At 59.3% G+C, this 24,895-nt stretch carries 22 protein-coding genes and 5 tRNA genes; 21 read left to right on the top strand and 6 right to left on the bottom strand.

Translation table 11 applies throughout. The features are described from left to right. Window positions 1-36 precede the first annotated feature (36 nt). A complete protein-coding gene (gene rpoS / locus ACSBQV_RS13805; protein ID WP_019455119.1) occupies window positions 37-1,035 on the top strand; it encodes an RNA polymerase sigma factor RpoS in 999 nt (332 codons plus the stop codon). A gap of 79 nt (window positions 1,036-1,114) precedes the next feature. Here rpoS and mutS read toward each other — a convergent pair whose 3' ends face one another. The 4 genes from mutS to ACSBQV_RS13785 all read right to left on the bottom strand — a co-directional run bounded on the left by mutS (window position 1,115) and on the right by ACSBQV_RS13785 (window position 6,786). Further along, complete coding sequence (gene mutS, locus ACSBQV_RS13800; protein WP_089192564.1) at window positions 1,115-3,670, bottom strand: DNA mismatch repair protein MutS; 2,556 nt, start codon at window positions 3,668-3,670, stop codon at window positions 1,115-1,117. A 308-nt stretch (window positions 3,671-3,978) separates the two neighbouring features. Then, a complete protein-coding gene (locus ACSBQV_RS13795; protein ID WP_226886047.1) occupies window positions 3,979-4,971 on the bottom strand; it encodes a Vgb family protein in 993 nt (330 codons plus the stop codon). A 30-nt stretch (window positions 4,972-5,001) separates the two neighbouring features. Further along, a complete protein-coding gene (locus ACSBQV_RS13790) occupies window positions 5,002-5,973 on the bottom strand; it encodes an aldo/keto reductase (RefSeq protein ID WP_099785522.1) in 972 nt (323 codons plus the stop codon). A gap of 12 nt (window positions 5,974-5,985) precedes the next feature. Beyond that, window positions 5,986-6,786 carry an SDR family NAD(P)-dependent oxidoreductase gene (locus ACSBQV_RS13785; RefSeq protein ID WP_049866646.1) on the bottom strand — a complete coding sequence of 267 codons (801 nt, stop codon included), beginning with the start codon at window positions 6,784-6,786 and terminating at the stop codon, window positions 5,986-5,988. Window positions 6,787-6,892: 106 nt separating this feature from the next. Between ACSBQV_RS13785 and ACSBQV_RS13780 the strand changes: the two genes are divergently transcribed. The 6 genes from ACSBQV_RS13780 to chbG all read left to right on the top strand — a co-directional run bounded on the left by ACSBQV_RS13780 (window position 6,893) and on the right by chbG (window position 13,098). Next, complete coding sequence (locus ACSBQV_RS13780; RefSeq protein WP_099785520.1) at window positions 6,893-7,786, top strand: LysR family transcriptional regulator; 894 nt, start codon at window positions 6,893-6,895, stop codon at window positions 7,784-7,786. 417 nt (window positions 7,787-8,203) lie between these two features. After that, window positions 8,204-8,521, top strand: a complete 318-nt coding sequence (locus ACSBQV_RS13775; RefSeq protein ID WP_099785518.1) for a PTS sugar transporter subunit IIB — start codon at window positions 8,204-8,206, stop codon at window positions 8,519-8,521. Between the two features lie 12 nt (window positions 8,522-8,533). Next, window positions 8,534-9,895, top strand: coding sequence for a PTS N,N'-diacetylchitobiose transporter subunit IIC (gene chbC, locus ACSBQV_RS13770; protein WP_033641899.1), 1,362 nt, complete (start codon window positions 8,534-8,536; stop codon window positions 9,893-9,895). 43 nt (window positions 9,896-9,938) lie between these two features. After that, on the top strand, window positions 9,939-11,324 hold the full coding sequence (locus tag ACSBQV_RS13765) for a glycoside hydrolase family 1 protein (RefSeq protein ID WP_099785516.1): 1,386 nt from the start codon (window positions 9,939-9,941) through the stop codon (window positions 11,322-11,324). A 15-nt stretch (window positions 11,325-11,339) separates the two neighbouring features. Then, entirely contained in the window at window positions 11,340-12,188 is an 849-nt protein-coding gene (gene chbR, locus ACSBQV_RS13760; protein ID WP_099785514.1) for a transcriptional regulator ChbR, read from the top strand. A gap of 148 nt (window positions 12,189-12,336) precedes the next feature. Continuing rightward, on the top strand, window positions 12,337-13,098 hold the full coding sequence (gene chbG / locus ACSBQV_RS13755; protein ID WP_099785512.1) for a chitin disaccharide deacetylase: 762 nt from the start codon (window positions 12,337-12,339) through the stop codon (window positions 13,096-13,098). Between the two features lie 9 nt (window positions 13,099-13,107). Here chbG and ACSBQV_RS13750 read toward each other — a convergent pair whose 3' ends face one another. Beyond that, window positions 13,108-14,487, bottom strand: a complete 1,380-nt coding sequence (locus ACSBQV_RS13750) for an MFS transporter (protein WP_099785511.1) — start codon at window positions 14,485-14,487, stop codon at window positions 13,108-13,110. Window positions 14,488-14,730: 243 nt separating this feature from the next. Here ACSBQV_RS13750 and pncC point away from each other — a divergent pair, with 243 nt between their 5' ends. The 3 genes from pncC to recX all read left to right on the top strand — a co-directional run bounded on the left by pncC (window position 14,731) and on the right by recX (window position 16,971). Continuing rightward, the gene (pncC, locus tag ACSBQV_RS13745; RefSeq protein WP_033641905.1) at window positions 14,731-15,219 is read left to right on the top strand and encodes a nicotinamide-nucleotide amidase; all 489 of its coding nucleotides are present in this window, start codon (window positions 14,731-14,733) and stop codon (window positions 15,217-15,219) included. 111 nt (window positions 15,220-15,330) lie between these two features. Beyond that, window positions 15,331-16,395, top strand: coding sequence for a recombinase RecA (gene recA / locus ACSBQV_RS13740; RefSeq protein WP_004932541.1), 1,065 nt, complete (start codon window positions 15,331-15,333; stop codon window positions 16,393-16,395). Between the two features lie 60 nt (window positions 16,396-16,455). After that, the gene (gene recX, locus ACSBQV_RS13735; RefSeq protein ID WP_033651636.1) at window positions 16,456-16,971 is read left to right on the top strand and encodes a recombination regulator RecX; all 516 of its coding nucleotides are present in this window, start codon (window positions 16,456-16,458) and stop codon (window positions 16,969-16,971) included. 40 nt (window positions 16,972-17,011) lie between these two features. Here the strand turns inward: recX and ACSBQV_RS13730 are convergent, their stop codons facing one another. Further along, the gene (locus tag ACSBQV_RS13730) at window positions 17,012-17,155 is read right to left on the bottom strand and encodes a hypothetical protein (protein WP_162180460.1); all 144 of its coding nucleotides are present in this window, start codon (window positions 17,153-17,155) and stop codon (window positions 17,012-17,014) included. Between ACSBQV_RS13730 and alaS the strand changes: the two genes are divergently transcribed. The 11 genes from alaS (at window position 17,105) to luxS (ending at window position 24,844) form a co-directional block, all read left to right on the top strand. Next, window positions 17,105-19,732 carry an alanine--tRNA ligase gene (alaS, locus tag ACSBQV_RS13725; protein ID WP_033641907.1) on the top strand — a complete coding sequence of 876 codons (2,628 nt, stop codon included), beginning with the start codon at window positions 17,105-17,107 and terminating at the stop codon, window positions 19,730-19,732. The genes ACSBQV_RS13730 and alaS overlap by 51 nt on opposite strands. 252 nt (window positions 19,733-19,984) lie before the next feature. Next, complete coding sequence (gene csrA / locus ACSBQV_RS13720) at window positions 19,985-20,170, top strand: carbon storage regulator CsrA (RefSeq protein ID WP_004091602.1); 186 nt, start codon at window positions 19,985-19,987, stop codon at window positions 20,168-20,170. A gap of 310 nt (window positions 20,171-20,480) precedes the next feature. Further along, window positions 20,481-20,573, top strand: a tRNA-Ser gene (locus ACSBQV_RS13715). Window positions 20,574-20,576: 3 nt separating this feature from the next. Further along, window positions 20,577-20,653, top strand: a tRNA-Arg gene (locus ACSBQV_RS13710). A 61-nt stretch (window positions 20,654-20,714) separates the two neighbouring features. Continuing rightward, window positions 20,715-20,791: transfer RNA gene (locus ACSBQV_RS13705), tRNA-Arg, on the top strand. A gap of 190 nt (window positions 20,792-20,981) precedes the next feature. Continuing rightward, window positions 20,982-21,058, top strand: a tRNA-Arg gene (locus ACSBQV_RS13700). Window positions 21,059-21,133: 75 nt separating this feature from the next. After that, a tRNA-Arg gene (locus ACSBQV_RS13695) sits at window positions 21,134-21,210 on the top strand. Window positions 21,211-21,525: 315 nt separating this feature from the next. Further along, complete coding sequence (yqaB, locus tag ACSBQV_RS13690; RefSeq protein ID WP_033641908.1) at window positions 21,526-22,092, top strand: fructose-1-phosphate/6-phosphogluconate phosphatase; 567 nt, start codon at window positions 21,526-21,528, stop codon at window positions 22,090-22,092. Further along, window positions 22,089-22,517: a YqaA family protein gene (locus ACSBQV_RS13685; RefSeq protein ID WP_046898167.1), complete on the top strand. Its 429-nt coding sequence runs from the start codon at window positions 22,089-22,091 to the stop codon at window positions 22,515-22,517. Before yqaB ends, ACSBQV_RS13685 begins: the two co-directional genes overlap by 4 nt. A gap of 82 nt (window positions 22,518-22,599) precedes the next feature. Continuing rightward, a complete protein-coding gene (gene gshA, locus ACSBQV_RS13680; protein ID WP_033641909.1) occupies window positions 22,600-24,162 on the top strand; it encodes a glutamate--cysteine ligase in 1,563 nt (520 codons plus the stop codon). 166 nt (window positions 24,163-24,328) lie between these two features. Then, window positions 24,329-24,844: an S-ribosylhomocysteine lyase gene (gene luxS / locus ACSBQV_RS13675; protein ID WP_033641910.1), complete on the top strand. Its 516-nt coding sequence runs from the start codon at window positions 24,329-24,331 to the stop codon at window positions 24,842-24,844. Window positions 24,845-24,895: the final 51 nt, after the last annotated feature.

Genomic DNA, 24,895 nt, shown 5'->3' with positions numbered 1-24,895 from the left:
AGATTCTGCTCGCGGTATCACGGGTAGGAGCAGCATATGAGCCAAAATACGCTGAAAGTTAACGAGTTACATGATGATGCGGATTTCGACGAGAATGGAGCTGAGGCTGAGTCGTTTGATGAAAAAGCGCTGGTAGAAGAAGAGGCCAGTGAGAACGATTTAGCGGAAGAAGAGCTGTTGTCTCAAGGCGTTACGCAACGCGTATTGGATGCGACGCAGCTCTATCTGGGTGAGATCGGTTATTCACCTCTGTTGACCGCAGAGGAAGAGGTCTATTTTGCGCGGCGTGCTCTGCGCGGTGACGTGCCGTCCCGCCGTCGCATGATTGAAAGCAACCTGCGGCTGGTGGTGAAAATCGCCCGCCGCTACAGCAACCGCGGTCTGGCGCTGCTGGATCTTATCGAAGAGGGTAACCTTGGTCTGATCCGCGCGGTGGAAAAATTCGACCCGGAACGCGGTTTCCGTTTCTCCACTTACGCAACCTGGTGGATCCGTCAGACGATTGAACGGGCGATCATGAACCAAACCCGCACCATTCGTTTGCCTATCCATATCGTCAAAGAACTGAATGTTTATCTGCGCACCGCGCGCGAGCTTTCCCATAAACTGGATCATGAACCGAGCGCTGAAGAGATTGCCGAGCAACTCGACAAGCCGGTGGATGACGTCAGCCGCATGCTGCGCCTGAATGAGCGCATCACCTCGGTGGATACGCCGTTGGGCGGGGATTCGGAGAAAGCGCTGCTGGACATTCTGGCCGACGAGAAGGACAACGGGCCTGAAGACACCACGCAAGACGACGATATGAAGCAAAGCATCGTCAAATGGCTGTTCGAACTGAACGCCAAACAGCGTGAAGTGTTGGCGCGTCGTTTCGGCCTGCTGGGCTATGAAGCGGCGACGCTGGAAGACGTGGGCCGGGAGATTGGCCTGACGCGTGAACGCGTCCGTCAGATTCAGGTTGAAGGTCTGCGTCGCCTGCGTGAGATTCTGCAGATGCAGGGCCTGAGCATTGAGGCGCTGTTCCGCGAATAACGCCGGTTGTTGAATCGCATCAAATAAAAACGGTGAGCATGATGCTCACCGTTTTTTTATGCCCGCGTTTGGCGTCTGACTACACCATATTTTTCAGCCGGTAGATCCATTCCAGCGCCTGGCGCGGCGACAGGGAATCCGGATCCAGCGCCTCCAGGGCTTCTACTGCCGGCGAAGTCTCTTCCTGCAACAGCGTCATCTGGGTGGCATCAACGCTGCCCGACGCGGTGTGGCTGGAGATGGATTCCAGCTCGCGCAGCTTTTGGCGGGCGCGCTTGATGACGTCGCGCGGCACGCCGGCCAGCGCGGCGACCGCCAGGCCATAGCTTTTGCTGGCGGCACCGTCCTGCACGCTGTGCATAAAAGCGATGGTGTCGCCGTGCTCAAGCGCGTCCAGATGCACGTTGACCACGCCTTCCATTTTTTCCGGCAGCGTCGTCAGCTCGAAGTAGTGAGTGGCGAACAGTGTCATCGCTTTGATGCGGTTGGCCAGGTTCTCGGCGCAGGCCCAGGCCAGCGACAGGCCGTCGTAGGTGGAGGTGCCACGGCCGATTTCATCCATCAACACCAGGCTGTGCTCGGTGGCGTTGTGAAGAATATTGGCGGTTTCGGTCATCTCCACCATGAAGGTGGAACGGCCGGAAGCCAGATCGTCCGCCGCGCCGACGCGGGTGAAGATGCGATCCACCGGGCCGATGGTGGCTTTGGCAGCCGGAACGTAGCTGCCGATGTGCGCCATCAGCACAATCAGCGCCGTTTGCCGCATATAGGTGCTTTTACCGCCCATGTTAGGGCCGGTGATGATCAGCATGCGGCGCTGTGGCGACAGGGAGAGCGGGTTGGAGATAAACGGTTCGCTCAGCACCTGCTCCACCACCGGGTGGCGGCCTTCGGTAATGCGGATCCCCGGCTGGTCGCTCATGACCGGGCAGGCGTAGTTCAGGGTGTCGGCGCGCTCGGCCAGGTTGGCCAGCACGTCCAGCTCGGCCAGCGCGGCGGCGCTTTGCTGCAGTTCCGCCAGGTGCGGCAGCAGCAGATCGAACAGCTCGTCGTACAGGCTTTTCTCTATCGCCAGCGCTTTGCCCTTGGAGGTGAGTACCTTGTCTTCGTACTCTTTCAATTCCGGGATGATGTAGCGCTCGGCGTTTTTCAGCGTCTGGCGACGTACATAGTGGATCGGCACCAGGTGGCTCTGGCCGCGGCTCACCTGAATGTAGTAGCCGTGTACGCCGTTGAAGCCGACCTTGAGCGTATCCAGCCCCAGCTTTTCACGCTCGCGGATCTCCAGCCGATCGAGGTAGTCGCTGGCGCCGTCGGCCAGCGCGCGCCACTCGTCCAGCTCGCTGTTGTAACCGGGGGCGATCACGCCGCCGTCGCGCACCAGCACCGGCGGCGATTCAACGATCGCGCGTTCCAGCAGTTCGCGCAGCTCGTCGAACTGGCCTACCTGAGATAGCAGTTGCTGCACATGCGGCGTATCCACATCTTGCAGCACCGCGCGGATGTCCGGCAGTTGCTGGAAAGCATGACGCATGCGGGCCAGATCGCGCGGACGCGCAGTGCGCAGCGCCAGGCGCGCCAAAATTCGCTCCTGATCGCCCACCTGGCGCAGCGAAGGCTGCAGATCGGCGAACCGTTCCTGCAATGCGCCGATCGCCTGTTGGCGGGCGGTCAGCACCTTGATGTCTCGGGTCGGCATGTGCAGCCAGCGTTTCAGCATGCGGCTGCCCATCGGCGTGACTGTGCGATCGAGGATCGCCGCCAGCGTGTTGTCGCTGCCGCCGGACAGGCTCTGCGTCAGCTCCAGGTTGCGGCGGGTGGCGGCGTCCATGATGATGCCATCCTGCTGACGCTCCATGGTGATGCCGCGAATGTGCGGTAGTGAAGTGCGCTGGGTATCTTTCACGTACTGCAACAGACAGCCGGCGGCGCGCAGCGCCTGATGCGCCTGCTCGACGCCGAAGCCGGTCAAATCGCGGGTGCCGAACTGCAGGTTGAGTTGTTGGCGTGCGGTCTCCAGTTCGAATTCCCACAGCGGACGGCGGCGCAGGCCGTGGCGTTGTTCGATCAGCGCCATTTGTTCGAAGGTTTCCGGGTAGAGCAGCTCGGCCGGATTGGTGCGCTGCAGCTCGGCGGCCATGGTCTCTAGATCCTGCGGCTCGGCGACGCGGAAGCGGCCGGAGCTCACGTCCAGCGTGGCGTAACCGAAGCCGCGCGCATCCTGCCAGATCGCCGCCAGCAGGTTGTCCTGGCGCTCTTGCAGTAGCGCTTCGTCGGTGATGGTGCCGGGGGTGACGATGCGTACCACTTTGCGCTCGACCGGCCCTTTACTGGTGGCCGGATCGCCGATCTGTTCACAGATGGCGACGGATTCGCCGAGTTGAACCAGCTTGGCCAGGTAGTTCTCCACCGCGTGGTGCGGCACGCCGGCCATTGGGATCGGCTCGCCCGCCGAGGCGCCGCGTTTGGTCAGCGAGATATCCAGCAGTTGGGAAGCGCGCTTGGCGTCGTCGTAAAACAGCTCGTAGAAGTCGCCCATGCGGTAGAACAGCAGGATTTCAGGATGCTGGGCCTTGAGGCGCAGGTACTGCTGCATCATCGGCGTGTGCGAATCGAGTTTATCGGTGCTATTCATGCGATTATTTTTCCAATCCATTGAATGTAAAGGGAACTGTGATTTTCATTGTCGTCATTCGCTATCACATTGTTTCAGCAGGCGTCGCCCCACTCAGCGCTTGGCGGGCGGCGCAAATCAAATCATCAAAACGCCAAACGGCGCACTCAAACCTGAGGTTTGCACAGACGCTTATACTAGCCCAGCGGGCAATCGGCTGTCACAGGTAAAAATGGGAAGCGCTGCGCAAGGCGGGTTTGTAACGCGGTGAGATTGTTGTTCGCCTGCGGGCAACAACGCAAGTGTCGCCCGCTGAGGCGGCGTAGAGGTTATTGCGCGGCGGTGAGAGGCAAGGGCAGTTGATAGATGCGGAAGCTGTCGGGCACTTCGGTTTCATGGCCGGGCAGCAGGCGGTGGCGGATGCGCGACTCGCTGACGAAGGCGCAGCCTTGTGGGGTGATAGTCAGGTTGACCGGCGACTCCATGCCTTCGCGCAAGACCTCAATCCGATGCATGCCGGTCGCTTTTGGCAACGCGATCCGCAGGATCCGCCCTTGGCCGCTCTGGATCCCGTTCTCCAGCACGATCAATGCGCCGTCCGGCGCCAATCCCATTCCGTCCGGGTTTTCAATCAGGCGCGGCAGCTGCATTTCCGTCAGCTGCGGCTTTGGATCGTGATAGCTGAGAGTGTAAAGCTTACCGGTGCCGAAATTGGCGACAGCCATCAGCCGATCGTCGAGCAGCACGATCCCGGCCGCGCCCAGCCCGCTCGGAGCCGCCAACCGCGCATCCTGAAACAGCGTACTGAATGCCGCTTCGCCCGGCCGCAAGCGCAGGATGCCGCCGCCTCGGGTTTCTGTCACGTACACCGTACCGTCTGTGCCGAGCACGATATCGTTGCCCATTTCCCCCGTCGGCAGCGCCAGGCTGCGGTTGAGCGTGCCATCGGCGACGTTCAGCGCATAGATGCGGTTGGCGCGCGATTTGCCGCCGGAAAGGAAGTCCGGCGAATTGCCCCATAGCAACCCGCGCCGTTCGTCCAGCCGCAGCGCGTTTGAGGCGAACACCGTGTCAGCGCCAGGGAAAAAGGTTTCCCACGCTTTACCCGGCCGCTTGCGCAGCACGTTGCCGCTGGTGATCAGGCCGACATACAGCGTGCCGTCCGCCGCGCGGGCGATGCCGTTGGGATAAAGCGCGCCGGGCGGCAGCGTCATGCTGCTTTCGGCGCAGTGGGTATTGGCGGCGGCCTGCGCCGGAGTGGTCAGGGGGAGTGCGGCGGCGAGGGTGAACAACGCTGCTCGCGCGGTAAGCACATATGACATGTCTTCTCTCCTGGAATGACGGAAAAGGGGCTACCAGCGATCGGGGCGGGCAGCGTGCGCCATCGGCGCCTCCAGCGCGGCCACGTCTTGCGGCGATAAGCTGAGATTAAGCGCCGCCAGCGCATCCTGCAGATGGTGCGGCTTGGACATGCCCACCAGCGGCGACGCCACGCCGGGTTTGGCCAGCAGCCAGGCCAGCGCGATCTGCGCCGATGGAACGTCGCGCGCGGCCGCCACCTCCGCTACCGCTGCGACGGTGCGTTCCACTTCGTTTCTGCCGCCGTACCAACGGGGCGCCTGTTCGTCGGTGGCGGCGCGCAGCGTGCCGGCGTTGCCGGAACCGGCCAGCACGCCGCGGGCCAGCGGCGACCAGGGCGTCAGGCTGAGCCCCTCCTCCAGGCACAGCGGGATCAGCTCCTCTTCATCTTCACGCGTCACCAGGTTGTATTGGCTTTGCAGCGAAATAAACGGCGCCAGGCGGTGCTGACGTTGAAAGGCCAGCATTTTCATCAGGCGCCAGGCGTGCAGCGAGGAGGCGCCGAGATAGCGGATCTTGCCCGCCCGTACCAGGCCGTCGAGGGTATCGGCGGTTTCTTCGATCGGCGTTTCGGTGTCGAAGCGGTGCAGTACAAACAGATCGAGGTAATCCGTCCCCAACCGCTGCAAAGAGGCGTCGACGCTGTGCAGCAGGTGCTTGCGCGACAGCCCTCGGCTGTTCGGCTGCGCGTCCATCGGAAAGTAGGCCTTGGTGGCGATCACCACGTCTTCGCGGCGGGCGAACGCCTTCAGGGCGCGGCCGAGAATGCGCTCGCTTTCTCCGCTGGAGTAAATGTTGGCGGTATCGAAAAAATTGATGCCCGCTTCCAGCGCTTCGCGGATAAAGGGGCGCGCTTCATCTTCCTTCAGCACCCAGGGGCGCCAGGCCGGATCGCCATAGGTCATGCAGCCCAGGCAGAGACGAGACACTTTCAGGCCGCTGTCGCCAAGCCGAACGTAGTTCATGGCATCGTCTCCTCAGCGCATGCCGGCGATGGTGTAACCGCCGTCCACCAGCAGGCTTTGGCCGGTGATGAAGCGGGCCTCGTCCGTCGCCAACCACAGCGCCACATCGCCGATGTCTTCCGATTCGCCCAGGCGGCCGGCGGGCGTATGGGCGATAAAGGGCGCGAACGCCGCGCTGTCGGCCACGCTGCCGCGCGCCATCGGCGTGTCGATGATGCCGGGGTTGATGTTGTTGACGCGGATGCCCTGGCCGCTGTATTCGAGCGCCACCGCGCGGATCATCGCATCGAGCGCCCCTTTACTGGCGGAGTAGCTGGATGAGCCGGCCAGCGCGCCGTGGGTCAGCCAGGAGGAGGTGTTGATGATCACGCCGCCCGACCGCTGAGCCAGGAAGGTTTCAATCTCGTATTTCATCGCCAGCCAGACGCCTCTGAGGTTAATGGCAATCACCCGGTCAAAATCCTCGCTGCTCTGTTCGGTGATGGGGGCGAAGTTGCCGATGATGCCGGCGTTGTTGAAAGCGACGTCGAGCCGGCCGTAGTGGGCGGTCACCGCGGCGAGTAGCCGGCGGATATCGTCTTCTTGGGAGACGTCGGTCACGATGGGCAGGGCATCGCCGCCAGCCAGCGCGATATCGCGCGCCGTGGCTTCGATCTCCGCCGCGCGCCGGCCGGCCAGCGCCACGTTGGCGCCTTCGCGGGCATAGGCCAGCGCGGCGGCGCGGCCGATGCCGGTGCCGCCGCCGCTCACCAGTACGACTTTGCCCGCCAGACGGCGCGGCGTTTCATGGGTTGGAGCTGTAGCATTAATCATCGCATCAATACCTGGTAATGGGTTCGATCGCAATGCTATGTTGTTAGATGGTGGATAACTATCCGCTAAAAATTCATCTCACTATTAGATAATTTATATCAATAGCATGAAGAAACCCGAACTGTCCGGCCTGGCGGCCTTCGTGGCTATCGCCAGTGAACGCAGCTTCCGCCGCGCCGCCGTCCGATTGGGCGTGACGCCGCCGACGCTGACCCACACCCTGCGCGAACTTGAAGCGCAGGTGGGCATTCGCCTGCTGAACCGCACCACCCGCAACGTCTCGCCGACGGAGGCCGGAGAGCATCTGCTGGCGCAGCTGGTGCCGGCTTTTACCGACATCGACGCCGCGCTGGAGAGCCTGAATGCGTTTCGCGAAGGGCCACGCGGCCTGGTGCGTATCAACGCGCCGCGTTCGGCGATCGATCTCGCCATCGTGCCGCATCTGGGACGGCTGGCCAGCGAATACCCCGGCATTACGCTGGAAGTGGTGGCGGACGAGGGGTTCGCCAACATCGTCGAGCAGGGCTTTGACGCCGGCATCCGGCTCGGCGAGGATCTGCACAACGATATGCGCGCGGTGCGCCTGACGCCGGATCTGCGTTTTGCCATCGTCGCCACGCCGGATTACTTTCAACGGCACGGTGAACCGACGCATCCGCAGGATTTACTGCAGCATCGCTGCATCGGTTGGCGCAAGGCCTCTTCGGGCGAGCGCTACAAATGGGCTTTTCAGCAGGGGGAGCAGCGATTTTCCGTGGCGGTCAACAGCCCGTTGATACTCGATGACGGCAGGATGATGGTGCAGGCGGCGCTGGCGAACGTCGGCATCGCTTTTGCCATCGAGCAGGAGGTGGAAGAATATCTGGCGAGCGGGCGGCTGCGGCGGGTGCTGGCCGATTGGTGCGCGCCGTTTCCCGGTTTTTACCTCTATTACCCCAACCGCAGAAACCATTCCGTGGCGCTGGCCACGGTGATTGAGTTGCTGCGTCTGCCCACGTAATCCTCCTCACCAGCCATCGCGTTCGGATGGCAGCAGGCGAATCAAGCTTGAACTATTTTTATTCCCTCGCCGTTTGTTCAGACGCAAATAAACCCTTAAATTCCCAGCGAGTTCATAACTTGCTGTTTATAATTGTTATTTGATTATTTATTACGAATATTCTGAGTTTTTATCGGTTATTTGAGAGCCCGGTCACACTATTTTTTTGTGCGAAATGTGAAGAGGGTCAATCCATCAGGTCAATGAGAGACGGTTCTGTCTCCTTCTGGCTTACCGATCCTTTTTTCATGCTCCGTATACTGTCTGTAACCAGGGCAACGTGACGGAAATTTTCATAAGGAATGTGCGTGAAGCAATCGTGATTGCATCTGGCATACAAATAACACCGGGTTTTTTTGATTATCTGAGGTGCTTGGTATGGAAAAGAAAAAAATCTATCTGTTTTGTTCTGCCGGTATGTCCACTTCCCTGTTGGTATCAAAAATGAAGGCGCAGGCCGAAAAATATGAAGTGCCGGTGATCATCGCCGCCTATCCGGAAGCGCTGGCCGCGGAGAAGGGGGGGGAAGCGGATCTGATCCTGCTGGGGCCGCAGATCGCCTACACCCTGCCGGAAGTGCAGAAACAGTTGCCCAATAAACCTGTTGAAGTCATCGATCCGCTGCTGTACGGCAAGGTCGATGGGCTGGGCGTGCTGAAGGCCGCGGTGGCCGCCATCAAGAAAGCCAATCAATAACAGGAGGCCGCCGTGAATACCCTCATTGCCTCGCTCGAGAAGGTTATCCTGCCTTTCGCCGTAAAAATCGGTAAGCAGCCCCACGTCAACGCCATCAAAAACGGCTTTATCCGCCTGATGCCGCTGACCTTGACCGGGGCGATGTTCGTGTTGATCAACAACGTGTTCCTGAGCTTTGGCGAGGGATCGTTCTTCTATTCGCTGGGCGTGCGATTGGACGCCTCCACCATCGAGACGCTCAATAGCCTGAAGAGTATTGGCGGCAGCGTTTACAACGGTACGTTGGGGATCATGTCCCTGATGACGCCGTTCTTTATCAGCATGGCGCTGGCCGAAGAGCGCAAGGTCGATCCCCTGGCCTCGGCGTTGCTGGCGGTGGCGGCCTTCATGACCGTCACGCCGTTCAACGTCGGCGAGGCCTATGCGGTGGGCGCCAATTGGCTGGGCGGCGCCAACATCATTTCCGGTATGGTGATCGGGCTGGCGGTGGCTGAGATGTTTGCCTTCATCGTGCGGCGCAACTGGGTGATCAGCCTGCCGGACAGCGTGCCGGCTTCGGTGTCGCGCTCCTTCTCGGCGCTGATCCCCGGCTTCATCATCCTCTCCATCATGGGGCTGGTGGCGTTCGCGCTGGCGCACTGGGGCACTAACTTCCACCAGATCATCATGGACGGCATTTCGGCGCCGCTGGCCAAGATGGGCAGCGTGGTGGGCTGGGTATACGTGCTTTTCTCTTCGCTGCTGTGGTTCTTCGGGGTACACGGCTCCATGGCGCTGGCGGCGCTGGACAGCGGCATCATGACGCCTTTCGCGCTGGAAAACGTGGAGCTGTACAATAAATACGGTTCGGTCGAGGCGGCGGTGGCCGCCGGCAAAGAGTTCCACATGTGGGCGAAACCGTTCGTCGACTCTTATATTTACCTCGGCGGCACCGGTTCGACGCTGGGCCTGATAATCGCCATCTTCATCGCCTCGCGCCGCGAAGATTACCGCCAGGTCGCCAAACTGGCGACGCCATCCGGCATTTTCCAGATCAACGAACCTATCCTGTTCGGTTTGCCGGTGATCATGAACCCGGTGATGTTTATTCCGTTCATCCTGGTGCAGCCGGTGCTGACCCTCATCACCTCGCTGGCTTACTACTCTGGGCTGATCCCGCCGATCACCAACATCGCGCCCTGGACCATGCCGGTCGGCCTGGGAGCGTTCTTCAACACCAACGGCAGCATCATGGCCCTGTTGCTGAGCTTGTTCAACCTGGCGGTCGCCACCGTGATTTATCTGCCGTTCGTGGCGATTTCCAACAAGGCGCAAAGCCAGATCGACGCGGCGACGGAAAGCGAAGAAGACATCGCCAAGGCGCTGAAATTCTAACTGTGGAACGGGGCGGCGCGGTCGCCCCGCGAGGGACGCGAATATGGAATATCAATTTGCCGACGGGTTCTGGTGGGGCAGCGCCACCTCCGCGCCGCAGTCTGAAGGGGCGGCCGCGCGCGATGGCAAGAGCCGCAACATCTTCGACTATTGGTACGAGATCGCGCCCGAGCGCTTTCACGATCGGGTGGGGCCGGCCGAGGCCTCGACCTTTTATGACCATTTCCGCACCGATATCGGGCTGCTCAAAACGCTGGGCCACAATACCTTCAGAACCTCGATCTCGTGGTCACGGCTGATCCCGGACGGCGACGGCGAGGTGAACCCGCAGGCGGCGGCATTCTACAACGCGATGATCGACGAGCTGTTGGCGCAGGGCATCACCCCGTTTATCAATCTCTACCACTTCGATATGCCGCTGTGCATGCAGCAGCGCGGCGGCTGGGAAAGCCGGGCGGTGATCGACGCCTATGCGCGTTACGCCGACATCTGCTTCGGCCTGTTTGGCGATCGGGTTACCCACTGGTTCACCTTCAACGAGCCGATCGTGCCGGTAGAGGCCGGTTACCTGAATGACTTGCACTACCCTTGCGTGGTGGACTTCAAACGGGCGGTCACCGTGGCGTATCACAGCGTGCTGGCGCACGCCATGGCGGTGCAACGTTTCAGAGCGCGGGGGCTGCCGGGGAGCATCGGCATCATTTTGAACCTGAGCCCAACCTATCCGCGCTCCGACGCGCCGGAGGATCTGCAGGCGGCACACGACGCCGATCTGCTGCTCAATCGCAGCTTTCTCGACCCGGTCGCCAAAGGGCGTTACCCGGCGGCGTTGCTGCACCTGTTGGCGCAGCATGGGCTGATGCCTTACTGCGAACCGCAGGACGCGCAGCTGATCGAAGGCGGCGTGGTGGATATCCTCGGCGTCAACTATTACCAGCCGCGCAGGGTGCAGGCGAAAGCGGGGCGGCGCGCCGAGGGGCCGATCGCATCGCCGGAGGATTTGTTCAGTTACTATGCAATGCCGGGCCGCAAAATCAATCCGCACCGCGGCTGGGAGATCTACGAGAAGGGGCTGTACGACATTCTGATGGATCTGAAAGAGAACTACGGCAATCTGCCTTGTTATATTTCCGAAAACGGCATGGGCGTTGAGGGCGAAGAGGCGTTTATCGGCGCCGATGGGCGGGTGGAGGACGATTACCGCATCGAGTTTATTCGCGATCACCTGAAGTGGCTGCACCGCGCGCTGACGGAAGGCTCGCAGTGCAAGGGCTATCATCTGTGGACCTTTATCGATTGCTGGTCCTGGCTGAACGCCTACAAGAATCGTTATGGGCTGGTGCGGCTGGATCGGGCGGAGCAGCGGCGCACCATCAAAAAAAGCGGCTACTGGTTTGCCGAGGCGGCCAGACGCAACGGATTTGACTAACGGGAGGCCGGCGCCGTGTCCGATAACCCAATTTCGCTGAGTGCGAACGACGTGAAACTGATTCGCGAGCAGGATTTCTTTAACTGCAAAGACTTTCACCTGTTCATCTACAACAAGGTGGAAAGCGCCACCGGGCTGCATCAGCACGACTATTACGAATTCACCATCGTGCTGAGCGGCAAATGCTATCAGGAGATCAACGGCAAGCGGGTGCTGCTGGAACGCGGGGATTTCGTCTTTATCCCCATCGGCTCTTACCACCAGAGCTTTTACGAGTTCGGCGCGACGAAAATCTTCAACGTGGCGGTCAGCAAAGCGTTCTTTGAAGAGCACTATTTGCAGCAACTGCCGCGCTGCTTTGTCGCCTCGCAGGCCTACAGCCTGAGAAGCGAGTTTTTGGCCTATATCGAATCGGTGGTGAGTTCGCCGCAGTTTCGCGAGGACGATTTCGCCGAATTTCTCGAAACGCTGACCTTCTACGTGATCAGCCGTATTCGTCACTATAAAGAAGACAATGACGGCGGCGATGATATCCCGCAGTGGCTGAAAAACACCCTGGCCGGCATGCATGACAAGGCGATGTTCGGCGAGCGGGCGTTGGCGAACATGGTGGCGCTGTCGGGGAAAACTCAGGAGTACCTGACCCGGGCGATGCGGCGCTACTACCAGAAGACGCCGATGCAGGTGATCAACGAGATCCGCATCAACTTCGCCAAGACGCAGCTGGAGGTCACCAACTATTCGGTTTCCGATATCGCCTTTGATTCCGGCTATGGCGACGTCAGTCTGTTCATTAAAAACTTCAAGCGGCTCACCGACGTGACCCCAGGCAACTACCGAAAAAAGTGTTACGGCCCTCTTTAGGGCCGCTCCCGATCAGTATCAACGCCGATATGCCGATGAGCTTCAGGGCGCCGGTCGGTTAATCATTTGATTTATATCTTAGCGAAGGGGAATGCCGCACCGGTCGGTCGGCCCTCCCTTGCCAAAAATTCATCCCGCGGGAGCCACTATGGAAAAACTACTGATCGTGAATGCCGACGATTTCGGTCTGAGCAAAGGGCAGAACTATGGCGTTATCGAGGCGTATCAGCATGGCGTCGTTTCCTCCACCACGGCGATGGTGAACGGCGGCGGCGCGGAGCATGCTGCAGCGCTCAGCCGACAATATCCCGGATTGCCGATCGGGCTGCACTTCGTTTTGACCCATGGCAGGCCGCTGGGCGCCATGCCTTCGCTGGTCAACGAGCGCGGCGAACTGGGCAAATGGCTGTGGCGCCGCGCCGAGGCCGGCGAGCTGCCGCTGGACGAGATTCAGGAAGAGCTGCAGCGCCAGTTCGCGCGGTTCGTGACGCTGTTCGGCAGGCCGCCGACGCACATTGACAGCCACCACCATGTGCATATGCAGCCGCAGATTTACCCGCTGGTGGAGGCGTTCGCGCTGGCGCATGATTTGCCGCTGCGCATCGATCGCGAAGAGGCGAAACGGCGTGGCATCACGCTGCATGCCCCCTACAGCACGGACGCTTTCGACGCGGGATTCTACGGTGAGACGATTTCCGAAGCCTTGTTCTTGCAGCGGTTGGCGCGCGCCGACGAGCAGGGCGCCGAGTCATTGGAAATGATGTGCCACCCGGCCTTCCTCGACGCGACGATCCTGCAGAGCCAATACTGCCATCCGCGCCTCGCCGAGCTGGATGTGTTGACCGCGCCGACGCTGAAAGCGGCGATCGCCGAACGCGGTTTTATGCTGGGCTCTTTCCGGGATCTGTAACGCAGTCATTTACAGCATGGCGTGCGCCTTTTTCAGACCGGTGTCTTCTTCCGGATCCGCCCCCTGAGCTGAGGGTTCCGCCTCCTGTTCTTCGGGCTGCGGCTCCTCGACATCGGGCGCCGCTTCCGGCGGCGGCATGGTGTCGTGAATGATCTGCTCATCGAAGGTTGGATTGAGTGCCGGCGACAGCGGCGAGCTGGCGAGGCTGTCCGGCAGCGCAATATGCGGCACCGGCGCGTCCTGCGCCAGCTGCGGTTCCTCTGCTTTGGCCGTCCGGCTCAGGGCTGCCAGCAGCACGCCGCACAGGGCGAAGAAGGCGTACAGAATATTGCCGCCAAGCGGCTCGATCAGCGCGCCGACAGCCAACGGCCCGATGCTGGCGCCGACGCCGAACGCCATCAGCAGACAGGCGGCCAGCGAGACGCGGCGCTCCGGCTCGATCAGATCGTTGGCCAGCGCCACCGCCAGCGGGTAGAGCGTAAACTGCAGCATGCTGACGACGAATCCTACCGCCAGCAGCAGCGGAAAATCGATGTGCGGCAGCAGCGCCAGCGGCAGCGCCGCCACGATCAGCAGAATGGCGTTGAGGCGCATCAGCAAGGGGCGGTTATAGCGATCCGACAGCCAACTGAGCGGGAATTGCGCCACCAGCCCGGCGAAGATGGAGAGCGCCATGAACAGGCCGGTTTGCTGAGTGGTTAAGGACTGCAGGCTGGCGTAGACCGGCGCCAGTCCGTAAAATGAGCCCACGACCATGCCGATCACCAGCGTGGTGGCCAGCACCTTGGGAATGGCGCCGACAAAATAACGCAGTTCCATCGGCGCCGGCGACATGTGGCGCGCATTGGTGCTGGTAGTCAGAGCGATCGGCACCAGACAGAGCGCGAAGCACAGCGCGATCACCAGCAGCGTGGCGATGCCCAGATTGCTTTGCAGCATCAGCACGATCTGGCCCAGCGACATGCCGAGATAGGTCGCCGCCATATAGAAGCCGAACACCATGCCGCGCTGGTTGGATTCCGCCTGGTCGTTCAACCAGCTCTCCAGCACCATGTACTGACACATCATGCATAGGCCGATCACCAGGCGCAGCGCGACCCAGGCGGGAATGAACTCCGTCAGGCCGTGGCCCAGCACCGCGGCGGTGATGATGCCGGCGCAGGCCACGTAGGCGCGGATATGCCCGACGCGGGCGATGAGAAAGTGGCCGACCTTGCCGCCGATCACCAGCCCGATGTAGTTGGCGGCGATGATGGCGCCGATCAGCGCGCTGCTGACGTGAATGGAGGTCAGCCGCAGCGAGACGTAGGTAGTGAGCAGGCCTGAGCCCAACAGCAGCAGCAGGGTGGTGGTGTACAACGGCAAAAATACGCCCAACGTTTTTTTCACTCTATCATCCTAATCTCTTCTGGTGCGCCCTGAGGCCGCCGCCGCAGCGTGCCGCCTCCGTGATGTTCCTTGTGCTGGTGCGCCGCCGCTCGATGGGGCGCTTCTTTTGATACTAGCAGCTTGGCCGGGCGCTTAAAACCGCACCTCCTGCGAGGCGCTGCGCATTTCTGCGCGCCAGCCGCCGCGCCGCCTTGATAAATGTTACTATCGGGCGCATATACCTGAATTCGCGAGGGAGGGGTTATGAGTCAAAACCAACTGCGCCGGCTCAGCGTGCTGGCAGGGGAAAAACTGAAGGCGCAGGGCCGCTGGATCACCTGCGCGGAATCCTGCACCGGCGGCGGCATCGCCAAGGCCATTACCGATGTCGCGGGCAGCTCCGCCTATTTCGATCGCGGATTCGTGACCTACAGCAATGCGGCGAAGCATGACCTGTTGGGGGTGAGCGAAGCGACGTTGGCGGCGCATGGCGCGGTCAGCGAAGAGGTGGTGCGCGAGATGGCCATAGGGGCGCTGCGGGCGGCGCAGGCCGATCTGGCGCTGTCGGTGAGCGGCATCGCCGGCCCGGACGGCGGCAGCGCGGAAAAGCCGGTCGGCACCGTGTGGTTCGGCTTCGCCAGCAGCGATGGCCGTGGGCTGTCGCGCAAGATGCAATTCGAGGGCGACCGCGATGCGGTGCGGCTGCAGGCGACGATTTTCGCGCTGCAAACCGCCATCGACGAATTTTTGTAAATTAGGCTTGATACTGTATGACCATACAGTATAATTAGTGACATTTCCTGCACAACATACATTCAGTGGCAGTGTGGGGTAACACCGGCATTGCGAAACGAAGGAGCAAAAATGGCTATTGATGAGAACAAGCAAAAGGCGTTAGCTGCGGCACTGGGCCAGATTGAGAAACAGTTCGGCAAAGGCTCCATCATGCGCCTGGGTGAAGACCGCTCCATGGACGTGGAAACCATCTCCACCGGCTCACTGTCACTCGATATCGCTCTGGGCGCCGGCGGCCTGCCGATGGGCCGCATCGTCGAAATCTACGGCCCGGAATCGTCCGGTAAAACCACCCTGACGCTGCAGGTGATCGCCGCCGCGCAGCGCGAAGGCAAAACCTGTGCGTTCATCGATGCCGAGCACGCGCTGGATCCTATCTATGCGAAGAAGCTGGGCGTCGATATCGACAACCTGCTGTGCTCTCAGCCGGACACCGGCGAGCAGGCTCTGGAAATCTGTGATGCGCTGACCCGCTCCGGCGCGGTTGACGTCATCATCGTCGATTCCGTGGCGGCGTTGACGCCGAAGGCGGAAATCGAAGGTGAAATCGGCGATTCGCACATGGGGTTGGCGGCGCGCATGATGAGCCAGGCGATGCGTAAGCTGGCCGGCAACCTGAAAAATGCCAATACCCTGCTGATCTTCATCAACCAGATCCGTATGAAAATTGGTGTGATGTTCGGCAACCCGGAAACCACTACCGGTGGTAACGCTCTGAAGTTCTATGCTTCGGTGCGTCTGGATATCCGTCGTATCGGTGCCATCAAAGAGGGCGACGAAGTGGTGGGCAGCGAAACCCGCGTGAAAGTGGTGAAGAACAAAATCGCTGCGCCGTTCAAACAGGCTGAGTTCCAAATCATGTACGGCGAAGGCATCAACAGCCGTGGCGAGCTGGTCGATCTGGGCGTGAAGCACAAGATGATCGAAAAAGCCGGCGCCTGGTACAGCTATAACGGCGAGAAGATCGGTCAGGGCAAGGCGAACGCCTGTAACTTCCTGAAAGAAAACCCGGCTATCGCCGCCGAGCTGGATAAGAAACTGCGCGACCTGCTGCTGCACAGCGGCGGTGAGCTGGTGGCTGCCTCCGGTGACGACTTCGAAGATGACGAAGCGGAAACCAGCGAGCAGTTTTAATCGCTGAAGATGTGCGCCGCCGTTTATGTGGTGCACATCCCCTGAATTCAGGCTTGAATGATGAATGACTTGCTAAGCCGCGCCATGCGCCTGCTGTCGCAACGCGATCATAGTGAAGCTGAACTGCGCCGCAAACTTGCGGCGCAGCCGTTTGTGGCGAAAGCCCGGTTTGGCGGCAAGGGGCCGCATGCGCCGACATCGCCGCCGCCGGTAGCCGAAGAGCCGGTAGATCCCGCGCTGATCGATCAGGTTATCGTCTACTGTTACCAGCACAACTGGCTGGACGATAAGCGTTTCGCCCACAGCTACATCGGCAGCCGCAGCCGCAAAGGTTATGGCGCGCAGCGCATCCGCAGCGAACTGATGCAAAAGGGCGTGGATAAAGCGCTGGTGCAGGACGCGTTGGCGGAATGCGATATCGACTGGTGCGAACAGGCGAAACAGGTGGCGCAGCGAAAATTTGGCGATGCGTTGCCAACCGACTGGAAAGAGAAAGCCAAAGTGCAGCGTTATCTGCTCTATCGCGGCTTCTTCCAAGAAGAAATTCAGTCAATTTACCGTGATTTTGCGCAATGAGCGCACACGGGGTTTTACTTCCCTCTGAAGAAAATTTATCTTATCCCCACTTTTTGTTCGTGAGCTGGTTGTCATCGTCGGGATGACGCGCCACCGGCTCACGTGTCGTTATTCTAGCCTTTCCAGGAAAATTATGAGCAAGAGCACCGCTGAGATCCGTCAAGCGTTTCTCGATTTCTTTCATAGTAAGGGTCATCAGGTTGTAGCAAGCAGCTCCCTGGTGCCTAACAATGATCCGACATTGCTGTTTACCAATGCCGGCATGAACCAATTTAAGGATGTTTTCCTGGGGCTCGACAAACGCGCCTATTCCCGCGCCACCACCTCGCAGCGCTGCGTGCGCGCAGGCGGCAAGCATAACGACCTGGAAAACGTCGGTTATACCGCTCGTCACCACACCTTCTTTGAAATGCTGGGCAACTTCAGCTTCGGCGATTACTTCAAGCACGACGCTATCAGCTACGCGTGGGAACTGCTGACCGGTGAAAACTGGTTCAACCTGCCGAAAGAGAGACTGTGGGTCACCGTGTATGAAACCGATGACGAAGCATTCGACATCTGGCAGAAGCAAATCGGCGTACCGGCCGAGCGCATTATCCGCATCGGCGATAACAAGGGCGCGCCTTTCGCTTCAGATAACTTCTGGCAGATGGGTGATACCGGCCCATGCGGCCCGTGCACCGAGATTTTCTACGATCACGGCGATCACATCTGGGGCGGCCCTCCGGGCAGCCCGGAAGAAGACGGCGACCGCTACATCGAGATCTGGAACATCGTTTTCATGCAGTTCAACCGTCAGTCCGACGGCACCATGCTGCCGCTGCCGAAACCTTCGGTGGATACCGGTATGGGTCTGGAACGTATTGCGGCGGTGTTGCAGCATGTGAACTCCAACTATGAGATCGACCTGTTCCGCACCCTGATCGCCGCCGTGGCGAAAGTGACCGGCGCGACCGATCTGGATAACAAATCCCTGCGCGTTATCGCCGACCACATTCGTTCCTGCGCCTTCCTGGTGTCGGACGGCGTGATCCCGTCTAACGAAAACCGCGGCTACGTGCTGCGCCGCATCATTCGTCGCGCGATCCGCCATGGCAACATGCTGGGCGCGAAAGACACCTTCTTCTACAAGCTGGTGGCGCCGCTGATCGAAGTGATGGGCCCGGCGGCCGACGAGCTGAAACGCCAGCAATCGCTGGTGGAGCAGGTTCTGAAAACCGAAGAAGAACAGTTTGCCCGCACGCTGGAGCGTGGCCTGGCGCTGTTGGACGAAGAGCTGGCCAAGCTGCAGGGCGATACCCTGGACGGCGAGACCGCTTTTCGTCTGTACGACACCTATGGCTTCCCGGTGGATCTGACCGCAGACGTCTGCCGCGAGCGCGGTCTGAAAGTCGACGAAGCGGGCTTTGAAGAAGCGATGGAAGCGCAGCGCCGCCGCGCGCGCGAATCCAGCGGTTTCGGCGCCGACTACAACAGCCTGATCCGCGTGGACGGCAGCAGCCAGTTCAGCGGCTATGATCATGACGAGCAGCAGGCGACGGTGATCGCGCTGTTCCGTGACGGCCAGCCGGTCGAGCAGATCAACGCCGGCGAAGAGGCGGTGGTGGTGCTGGACGAGACGCCGTTCTACGGTGAATCCGGCGGCCAGGTCGGCGATAAAGGCGTGCTGAAAGCCGCCGGCGCCGAGTTTGTGGTCAACGACACCCAGAAATACGGTCAGGCTATCGGCCATCAAGGCAAGCTGGCGCAAGGTTCGCTGAAGCTGAACGATCGCGTGGACGCGCAGATCGACACTGAGCGCCGCAACAGCATCCGTCTGAACCACTCCGCGACCCACCTGCTACACGCCGCGCTGCGCCAAACGTTGGGCGAGCACGTTGCGCAGAAAGGCTCTCTGGTTAACGACAAATACCTGCGCTTCGACTTCTCGCATTTTGAAGCGATGAAGCCGGAACAAATTCGCGCGGTGGAAGATCTGGTTAACCAGCAGGTGCGTCGTAACCTGCCGGTGCAGACCGAGCTGATGGCGTTGGAAGACGCGAAAGAGAAGGGCGCAATGGCGCTGTTCGGTGAGAAGTACGACGACAACGTGCGCGTGCTGACCATGGGCGACTTCTCCACTGAGCTGTGCGGCGGCACCCACGCCAGCCGCACCGGCGATATCGGCCTGTTCCGCATTCTGAGCGAATCGGGCACCGCGGCGGGCATCCGCCGTATTGAAGCGGTGACCGGCGCTGGCGCTATCGCTACGCTGCATCAGCAAAGCGATTTGTTGCAAGACGTTGCTCAATTGGTGAAGGGCGACAGCAACAACCTGACCGATAAAGTGCGCTCGGTGCTCGATCGCACGCGCGTGCTGGAAAAAGAACTGCAGCAACTGAAAGATCAGCAGGCGGCGCAGGAAAGCGCGTCGCTGTCCAGCCAGGCGAAAGTGGTTAACGGCGTGAAGCTGTTGGTCAGCCAGTTGGACAATGTCGAAGCCAAAATGCTGCGCACCATGGTGGATGACCTGAAAAATCAATTGGGTTCGGCCATTATCGTGTTGGCGACGACGGCTGATGACAAAGTCAGCCTGGTCGCAGGCGTGACCAAGGATCTGACTGACCGCGTGAAAGCCGGCGAGTTGATCGGCAACGTGGCGCAGCAGGTCGGCGGCAAGGGCGGTGGTCGCCCTGATATGGCGATGGCGGGGGGGACGGATATCAACGCCCTGCCAGCGGCGTTAAACAGCGTAGAAGCCTGGGTGGCCTCAAAGCTGTGAACATAAATAAATAGCACGGACAAACGCCATAATACTTTGTTGATTATGGCGTTTTCATACTGTGCTAACACAATTTAGTTACAATTGCGGGAACAAAGTTTTTCTGGTCGGCTAAACTTACCATTATCTGAGGTGGGACCAAGTCTGCTTACACTTATTGTGGATTGCGCGGCTTACGTTTTCACCACATATGATGGATAATGACGGGGAAACTGAGAGACCCGACTCTTTTAATCTTTCAAGGAGCAAAGAATGTTAATTCTGACTCGTCGAGTTGGTGAAACCCTCATGATTGGCGATGAGGTTACGGTCACTGTGCTAGGGGTAAAAGGCAACCAGGTGCGTATTGGTGTGAACGCCCCCAAAGAGGTTTCAGTTCACCGTGAAGAAATCTATCAGCGCATTCAGGCAGAGAAGTCTCAGCAGACGACTTACTGATTCCGAAGCAGCGTCTCGTTGCCAGACGAGACGCTACTGCATCGTTTTACCCACTTCTTTCGTTCTCCCCTCTCTTTTTCGTGATTATTTTCCCGGTTAGTTTCCTGTTTTATTGCTGCAGACGTTGCGGTTGCCTGTTGATAAAACGCCCTTTTTGCCGTGAAATCGCCCATGTTGGGTGTGAATTGTGCAAACGCGCATGAGTTGGGAAAAATTGTTTGACTTAAAAGTCGGAGAAAGTAATATGTGCGCCACGCAGTGCCGATGAGCTTCTCCAAAGCAAGTTAGGCACAATTCGAAAGAAGCGTATGGTGAGGTGGCCGAGAGGCTGAAGGCGCTCCCCTGCTAAGGGAGTATGCGGTCAAAAGCTGCATCCGGGGTTCGAATCCCCGCCTCACCGCCATTTGCATCCGTAGCTCAGCTGGATAGAGTACTCGGCTACGAACCGAGCGGTCGGAGGTTCGAATCCTCCCGGATGCACCATATTTTGCAGTATGGTGGGGTAGTAACAACGTACCATACGGTATCAAAAAAGAATTCCTGTGCATCCGTAGCTCAGCTGGATAGAGTACTCGGCTACGAACCGAGCGGTCGGAGGTTCGAATCCTCCCGGATGCACCATTCTTAATCTCACTCGTTGCGAAGAGAAATCTTCAAGCGGGTGGAAGAAAAGAAAGTGTTACCAGGGAGGATAACGTTGCTTAAGCAACGGCCCGCAGGGTGAGGCGCTAGCGCCGAATCATCCTCCCGGATGCACCATTCTTCAAGTCTGGCTTTATTAACAAAGCCGGCACGCGGTAAAAATAGTAATGCATCCGTAGCTCAGCTGGATAGAGTACTCGGCTACGAACCGAGCGGTCGGAGGTTCGAATCCTCCCGGATGCACCATCTAAGAGAAGCCCGCCTTAGCGGGTTTTTGCTTTTCTGTTATTCGTGAAACAGGCAAGCGGCAAAAACAGTCATGCATCCGTAGCTCAGCTGGATAGAGTACTCGGCTACGAACCGAGCGGTCGGAGGTTCGAATCCTCCCGGATGCACCATGTTTAACCTCCCGTATCGCGAAGAGAAATCGTCATGCGGGTGGTAAAAAGAAAGTGTCCTTGGGGAGGATAACGTTGCTTTAGCAACGGCCCGCAGGGTGAGGCGTTGGCGCCGAATCATCCTCCCGGATGCACCATCTAAGAGAAACCCGCTTTGGCGGGTTTTTCGCTTTTCAGCATTTAGCCATTCTCTCTTCCCCCCTTTCCTTCTTTGCATGCGATCGATCACAGCACATTCCGCTATGACGCAGTCAGCGACAACCCAACGGCTTTACGCTAAAGTAGTTTTCTTTCCTCAACGATCATGGAGTAACGATGTACGACCGCTATCAGGGTCTTATTTTCGACATGGACGGCACGATTCTGGACACTGAGCCAACGCACCGTAAAGCGTGGCGCGAAGTGCTGTCCCGTTATGGCATGACGTTTGATGAAGCGGCCATGGTGGCGCTGAGCGGTTCACCGACCTGGCGCATCGCTCAGGCGATTATCGCCAGCCATCAGGCCGATCTCGATCCCCATCACCTGGCGGCGGAGAAAACGCGCGCGGTGGAAGCGATGCTGCTGGATAGCGTGCGTCCATTGCCATTGATCGAGGTGGTGAAGTCCTATCACGGCCGCCGTCCGATGGCGGTCGGCACTGGCAGCGAGCACCGCATGGCGGAAATGCTGCTGCGTCATCTCGGCCTGTTCAACTGCTTCGACGCGATCGTCGGTGCGGACGACGTGCAGCGCCATAAACCGGAGCCGGATACCTTCCTGCGCTGTGCCGAACTGATCGGCGTGCCGCCGGAAAAATGCGTGGTGTTTGAAGACGCCGAGTTTGGCATTCAGGCGGCGAAAAATGCCGGCATGGCTGTGGTAGACGTTCGTACGCTGTGAGTAGTACGCTAGCCATAATATCGTTATTTGGCAGTAGCTTCCTCAGTGCGACGCTGCTGCCGGGAAATTCAGAAATCGTTCTGGTCGCCTTGCTGACCCAGAGTCGCGTCTCGCCGGAGTTGCTGGTGCTGGCCGCGACCCTGGGCAACACTCTTGGCGGGTTGACCAATGTCATTATCGGGCGCCTGTTACCGGCGTTGAAACCACAGCGGGGGCTGGCAACGGCGCTCGGGTGGCTGCAACGCTTTGGCCCGGCTGCGCTGTTGCTCAGTTGGGTGCCGGTGGTGGGCGATTTGTTGTGCGTGTTGGCAGGTTGGCTGCGCATGCCCTGGGGCTCTGTCGCGCTGTTTCTGTGTATCGGAAAGGCGCTGCGTTACATCGTTTTGGCTATGATAACGGTACAGGGCATCGCCTGGTGGCAGTAACCAAGTGAATATAACTCAATATTCTCTCGGGTGCGGATTCAGTATGCTTACGAGTTATTGTTTTTAGAAGCGGGAGGTCAATTTGATCCCGGACGTATCACAGGCGCTTTCTTGGTTGGAAGCCCATCCCCAGGCATTAAAAGGCATTCGTCGCGGCATCGAGCGTGAAACGCTGCGAGTCACGCCGAACGGCACCTTGGCGACCACCGGGCATCCGGAAAAGCTGGGGGCGGCATTGACGCACCATTGGATCACCACGGATTTCGCCGAGGCGCTGTTAGAGTTCATTACGCCGGTTGATGACAATATCGATCACTTGCTGACGTTCCTGCGCGATATTCATCGCTACGTGGCGCGCAACATTGGCGATGAGCGCATGTGGCCGCTCAGCATGCCGTGCTTTATCGAAGCCGAGCAGGACATCGAGCTGGCGCAGTTCGGTTCGTCGAACATTGGCCGCATGAAGACGCTGTACCGTGAAGGGCTGAAGAATCGCTATGGCGCGCTGATGCAGACCATTTCCGGCGTGCACTACAACTTCTCGCTGCCGCTGGAATTTTGGCAGGCCTGGGCCGGCGTGCAGGACGCAGAAAGCGGTAAAGAGCAGATCTCGGCCGGTTATTTCCGCCTGATCCGCAACTATTACCGTTTCGGCTGGGTGATCCCGTATCTGTTCGGCGCATCGCCGGCCATTTGTTCTTCGTTCCTCAAAGGGCGCGAGACCAATCTGCCGTTCGAGCGCACCGAGCAGGGGATGTGCTACCTGCCGTACGCCACTTCGCTGCGCCTGAGCGACTTGGGTTATACCAATAAATCGCAGAGTAATCTGGGCATCACCTTCAACGATCTGCACAGCTATGTGGCCGGTTTGAAGCGGGCGATCGCCACGCCTTCCGAAGAGTTCGCCAAGCTGGGCGTGAAAGAGGGCGATCGCTACCTGCAGCTGAACAGCAACGTTCTGCAAATCGAGAACGAGCTGTATGCGCCGATCCGGCCAAAGCGCGTGACCCAAAGCGGCGAGACGCCGTCGGACGCGCTGCTGCGCGGCGGTATCGAATACATTGAAGTGCGTTCGCTGGACATCAACCCATTCTCGCCGATCGGCGTGGATGCGGTGCAGGCGCGTTTCCTTGATCTGTTCCTGGTGTGGTGCGCGCTGGCGGATGCGCCGGAGATGAGCAGCGATGAGCTGCTGTGCACGCGCAAGAACTGGAACCGGGTGATCCTCGAAGGGCGCAAGCCGGGCCAGACCATCGGCATCGGCTGTGGCGCCAGCCATGAGCCGCTGGAGAAAGTCGGCAAGGCGCTGTTCGCCGATCTGCGTCGGGTGGCGGAAGTGCTGGACGGCGAAGCCGGCGATCGTCAATACCAGCAGGTGTGCGATGAGCTGGTCGCCGCGTTTGACGATCCTGAGCTGACCTTCTCCGCGCGCATTCTCAAGGCCATGAAGGCGGAAGGCACCGGGCGCGTCGGTTTGCAGCTGGCGGAGCAGTATCGCCAGACATTGCTGGAAGAACCGTTGGAAATCCTGAACGAAGCCGAGCTGGATAAAGAGCGGGAAGCCTCGTGGCAGCGTCAACGCGACATAGAAGCCAATGATACGCTAAGCTTTGAAGCGTTCCTGAAGCAAAACGGCGGAAGCTGAAAAAGAAAAAGGCCACATCAATGTGGCCAAATATGCATCTCTGATGACAGGGATGATGATAACAAATGCGCGTCTTTCACATACTCAGACTCGCAGGGTTGGAAAAGGTTTCCCGGTTAGGAAAAAAAGTTTCGAAATAAATGCTCTTTTACGAGGAGGTAGCGAAATGCCATTGCTGGATAGCTTTACCGTCGATCATACCCGTATGGCAGCCCCGGCTGTCCGCGTTGCAAAAACCATGAAAACGCCTCATGGCGATACCATCACGGTGTTTGATCTGCGCTTTTGCCGCCCGAACCTGGAAGTGATGCCCGAGCGCGGCATTCACACGCTGGAGCACCTGTTCGCCGGCTTTATGCGTGACCACCTGAACGGCCAGGGCGTGGAAATTATCGACATCTCCCCGATGGGCTGTCGCACCGGTTTCTACATGAGCCTGATCGGCGTGCCGGAAGAGCAGCGCGTTGCCGATGCCTGGAAAGCGGCGATGGCCGACGTGCTGAAAGTGACCGACCAGCGCAAGATCCCTGAGCTTAACGAGTACCAGTGCGGCACCTACCATATGCACTCGCTGGAAGAAGCGCAGGAAATCGCCAAGCACATTCTGGATCACGGCGTGGTGGTGAACCACAACGACGAGCTGGCGCTGCCGAAAGAGAAGCTGCAGGAACTGCATATCTAGTCGTGCGTGGCCCGCAAAATAAAAAAAGACGCGATTTCGCGTCTTTTTTAC

The organism is Serratia sp. B501, from assembly GCF_051172315.1.
GTDB lineage: Bacteria > Pseudomonadota > Gammaproteobacteria > Enterobacterales > Enterobacteriaceae > Serratia > Serratia ureilytica.
Note: the sequence above shows the minus strand (reverse complement) of the source record. Positions and strands in the feature narration are given on the sequence as shown.

Excerpts from the sequence above, each read along its gene's own strand:
- ACSBQV_RS13780 (WP_099785520.1), top strand. The coding sequence starts at position 6,893 with ATGAAGAAACCCGAACTGTCCGGCCTGGCGGCCTTCGTGGCTATCGCC.
- recA (WP_004932541.1), top strand. The coding sequence starts at position 15,331 with ATGGCTATTGATGAGAACAAGCAAAAGGCGTTAGCTGCGGCACTGGGC.
- csrA (WP_004091602.1), top strand. The coding sequence starts at position 19,985 with ATGTTAATTCTGACTCGTCGAGTTGGTGAAACCCTCATGATTGGCGAT.
- ACSBQV_RS13765 (WP_099785516.1), top strand. The coding sequence starts at position 9,939 with ATGGAATATCAATTTGCCGACGGGTTCTGGTGGGGCAGCGCCACCTCC.
- pncC (WP_033641905.1), top strand. The coding sequence starts at position 14,731 with ATGAGTCAAAACCAACTGCGCCGGCTCAGCGTGCTGGCAGGGGAAAAA.
- ACSBQV_RS13790 (WP_099785522.1), bottom strand. The coding sequence starts at position 5,973 with ATGAACTACGTTCGGCTTGGCGACAGCGGCCTGAAAGTGTCTCGTCTC.
- ACSBQV_RS13775 (WP_099785518.1), top strand. The coding sequence starts at position 8,204 with ATGGAAAAGAAAAAAATCTATCTGTTTTGTTCTGCCGGTATGTCCACT.
- mutS (WP_089192564.1), bottom strand. The coding sequence starts at position 3,670 with ATGAATAGCACCGATAAACTCGATTCGCACACGCCGATGATGCAGCAG.
- alaS (WP_033641907.1), top strand. The coding sequence starts at position 17,105 with ATGAGCAAGAGCACCGCTGAGATCCGTCAAGCGTTTCTCGATTTCTTT.
- ACSBQV_RS13730 (WP_162180460.1), bottom strand. The coding sequence starts at position 17,155 with ATGAAAGAAATCGAGAAACGCTTGACGGATCTCAGCGGTGCTCTTGCT.
- chbG (WP_099785512.1), top strand. The coding sequence starts at position 12,337 with ATGGAAAAACTACTGATCGTGAATGCCGACGATTTCGGTCTGAGCAAA.
- yqaB (WP_033641908.1), top strand. The coding sequence starts at position 21,526 with ATGTACGACCGCTATCAGGGTCTTATTTTCGACATGGACGGCACGATT.
- ACSBQV_RS13795 (WP_226886047.1), bottom strand. The coding sequence starts at position 4,971 with ATGTCATATGTGCTTACCGCGCGAGCAGCGTTGTTCACCCTCGCCGCC.
- recX (WP_033651636.1), top strand. The coding sequence starts at position 16,456 with ATGAATGACTTGCTAAGCCGCGCCATGCGCCTGCTGTCGCAACGCGAT.
- rpoS (WP_019455119.1), top strand. The coding sequence starts at position 37 with ATGAGCCAAAATACGCTGAAAGTTAACGAGTTACATGATGATGCGGAT.
- luxS (WP_033641910.1), top strand. The coding sequence starts at position 24,329 with ATGCCATTGCTGGATAGCTTTACCGTCGATCATACCCGTATGGCAGCC.
- ACSBQV_RS13785 (WP_049866646.1), bottom strand. The coding sequence starts at position 6,786 with ATGATTAATGCTACAGCTCCAACCCATGAAACGCCGCGCCGTCTGGCG.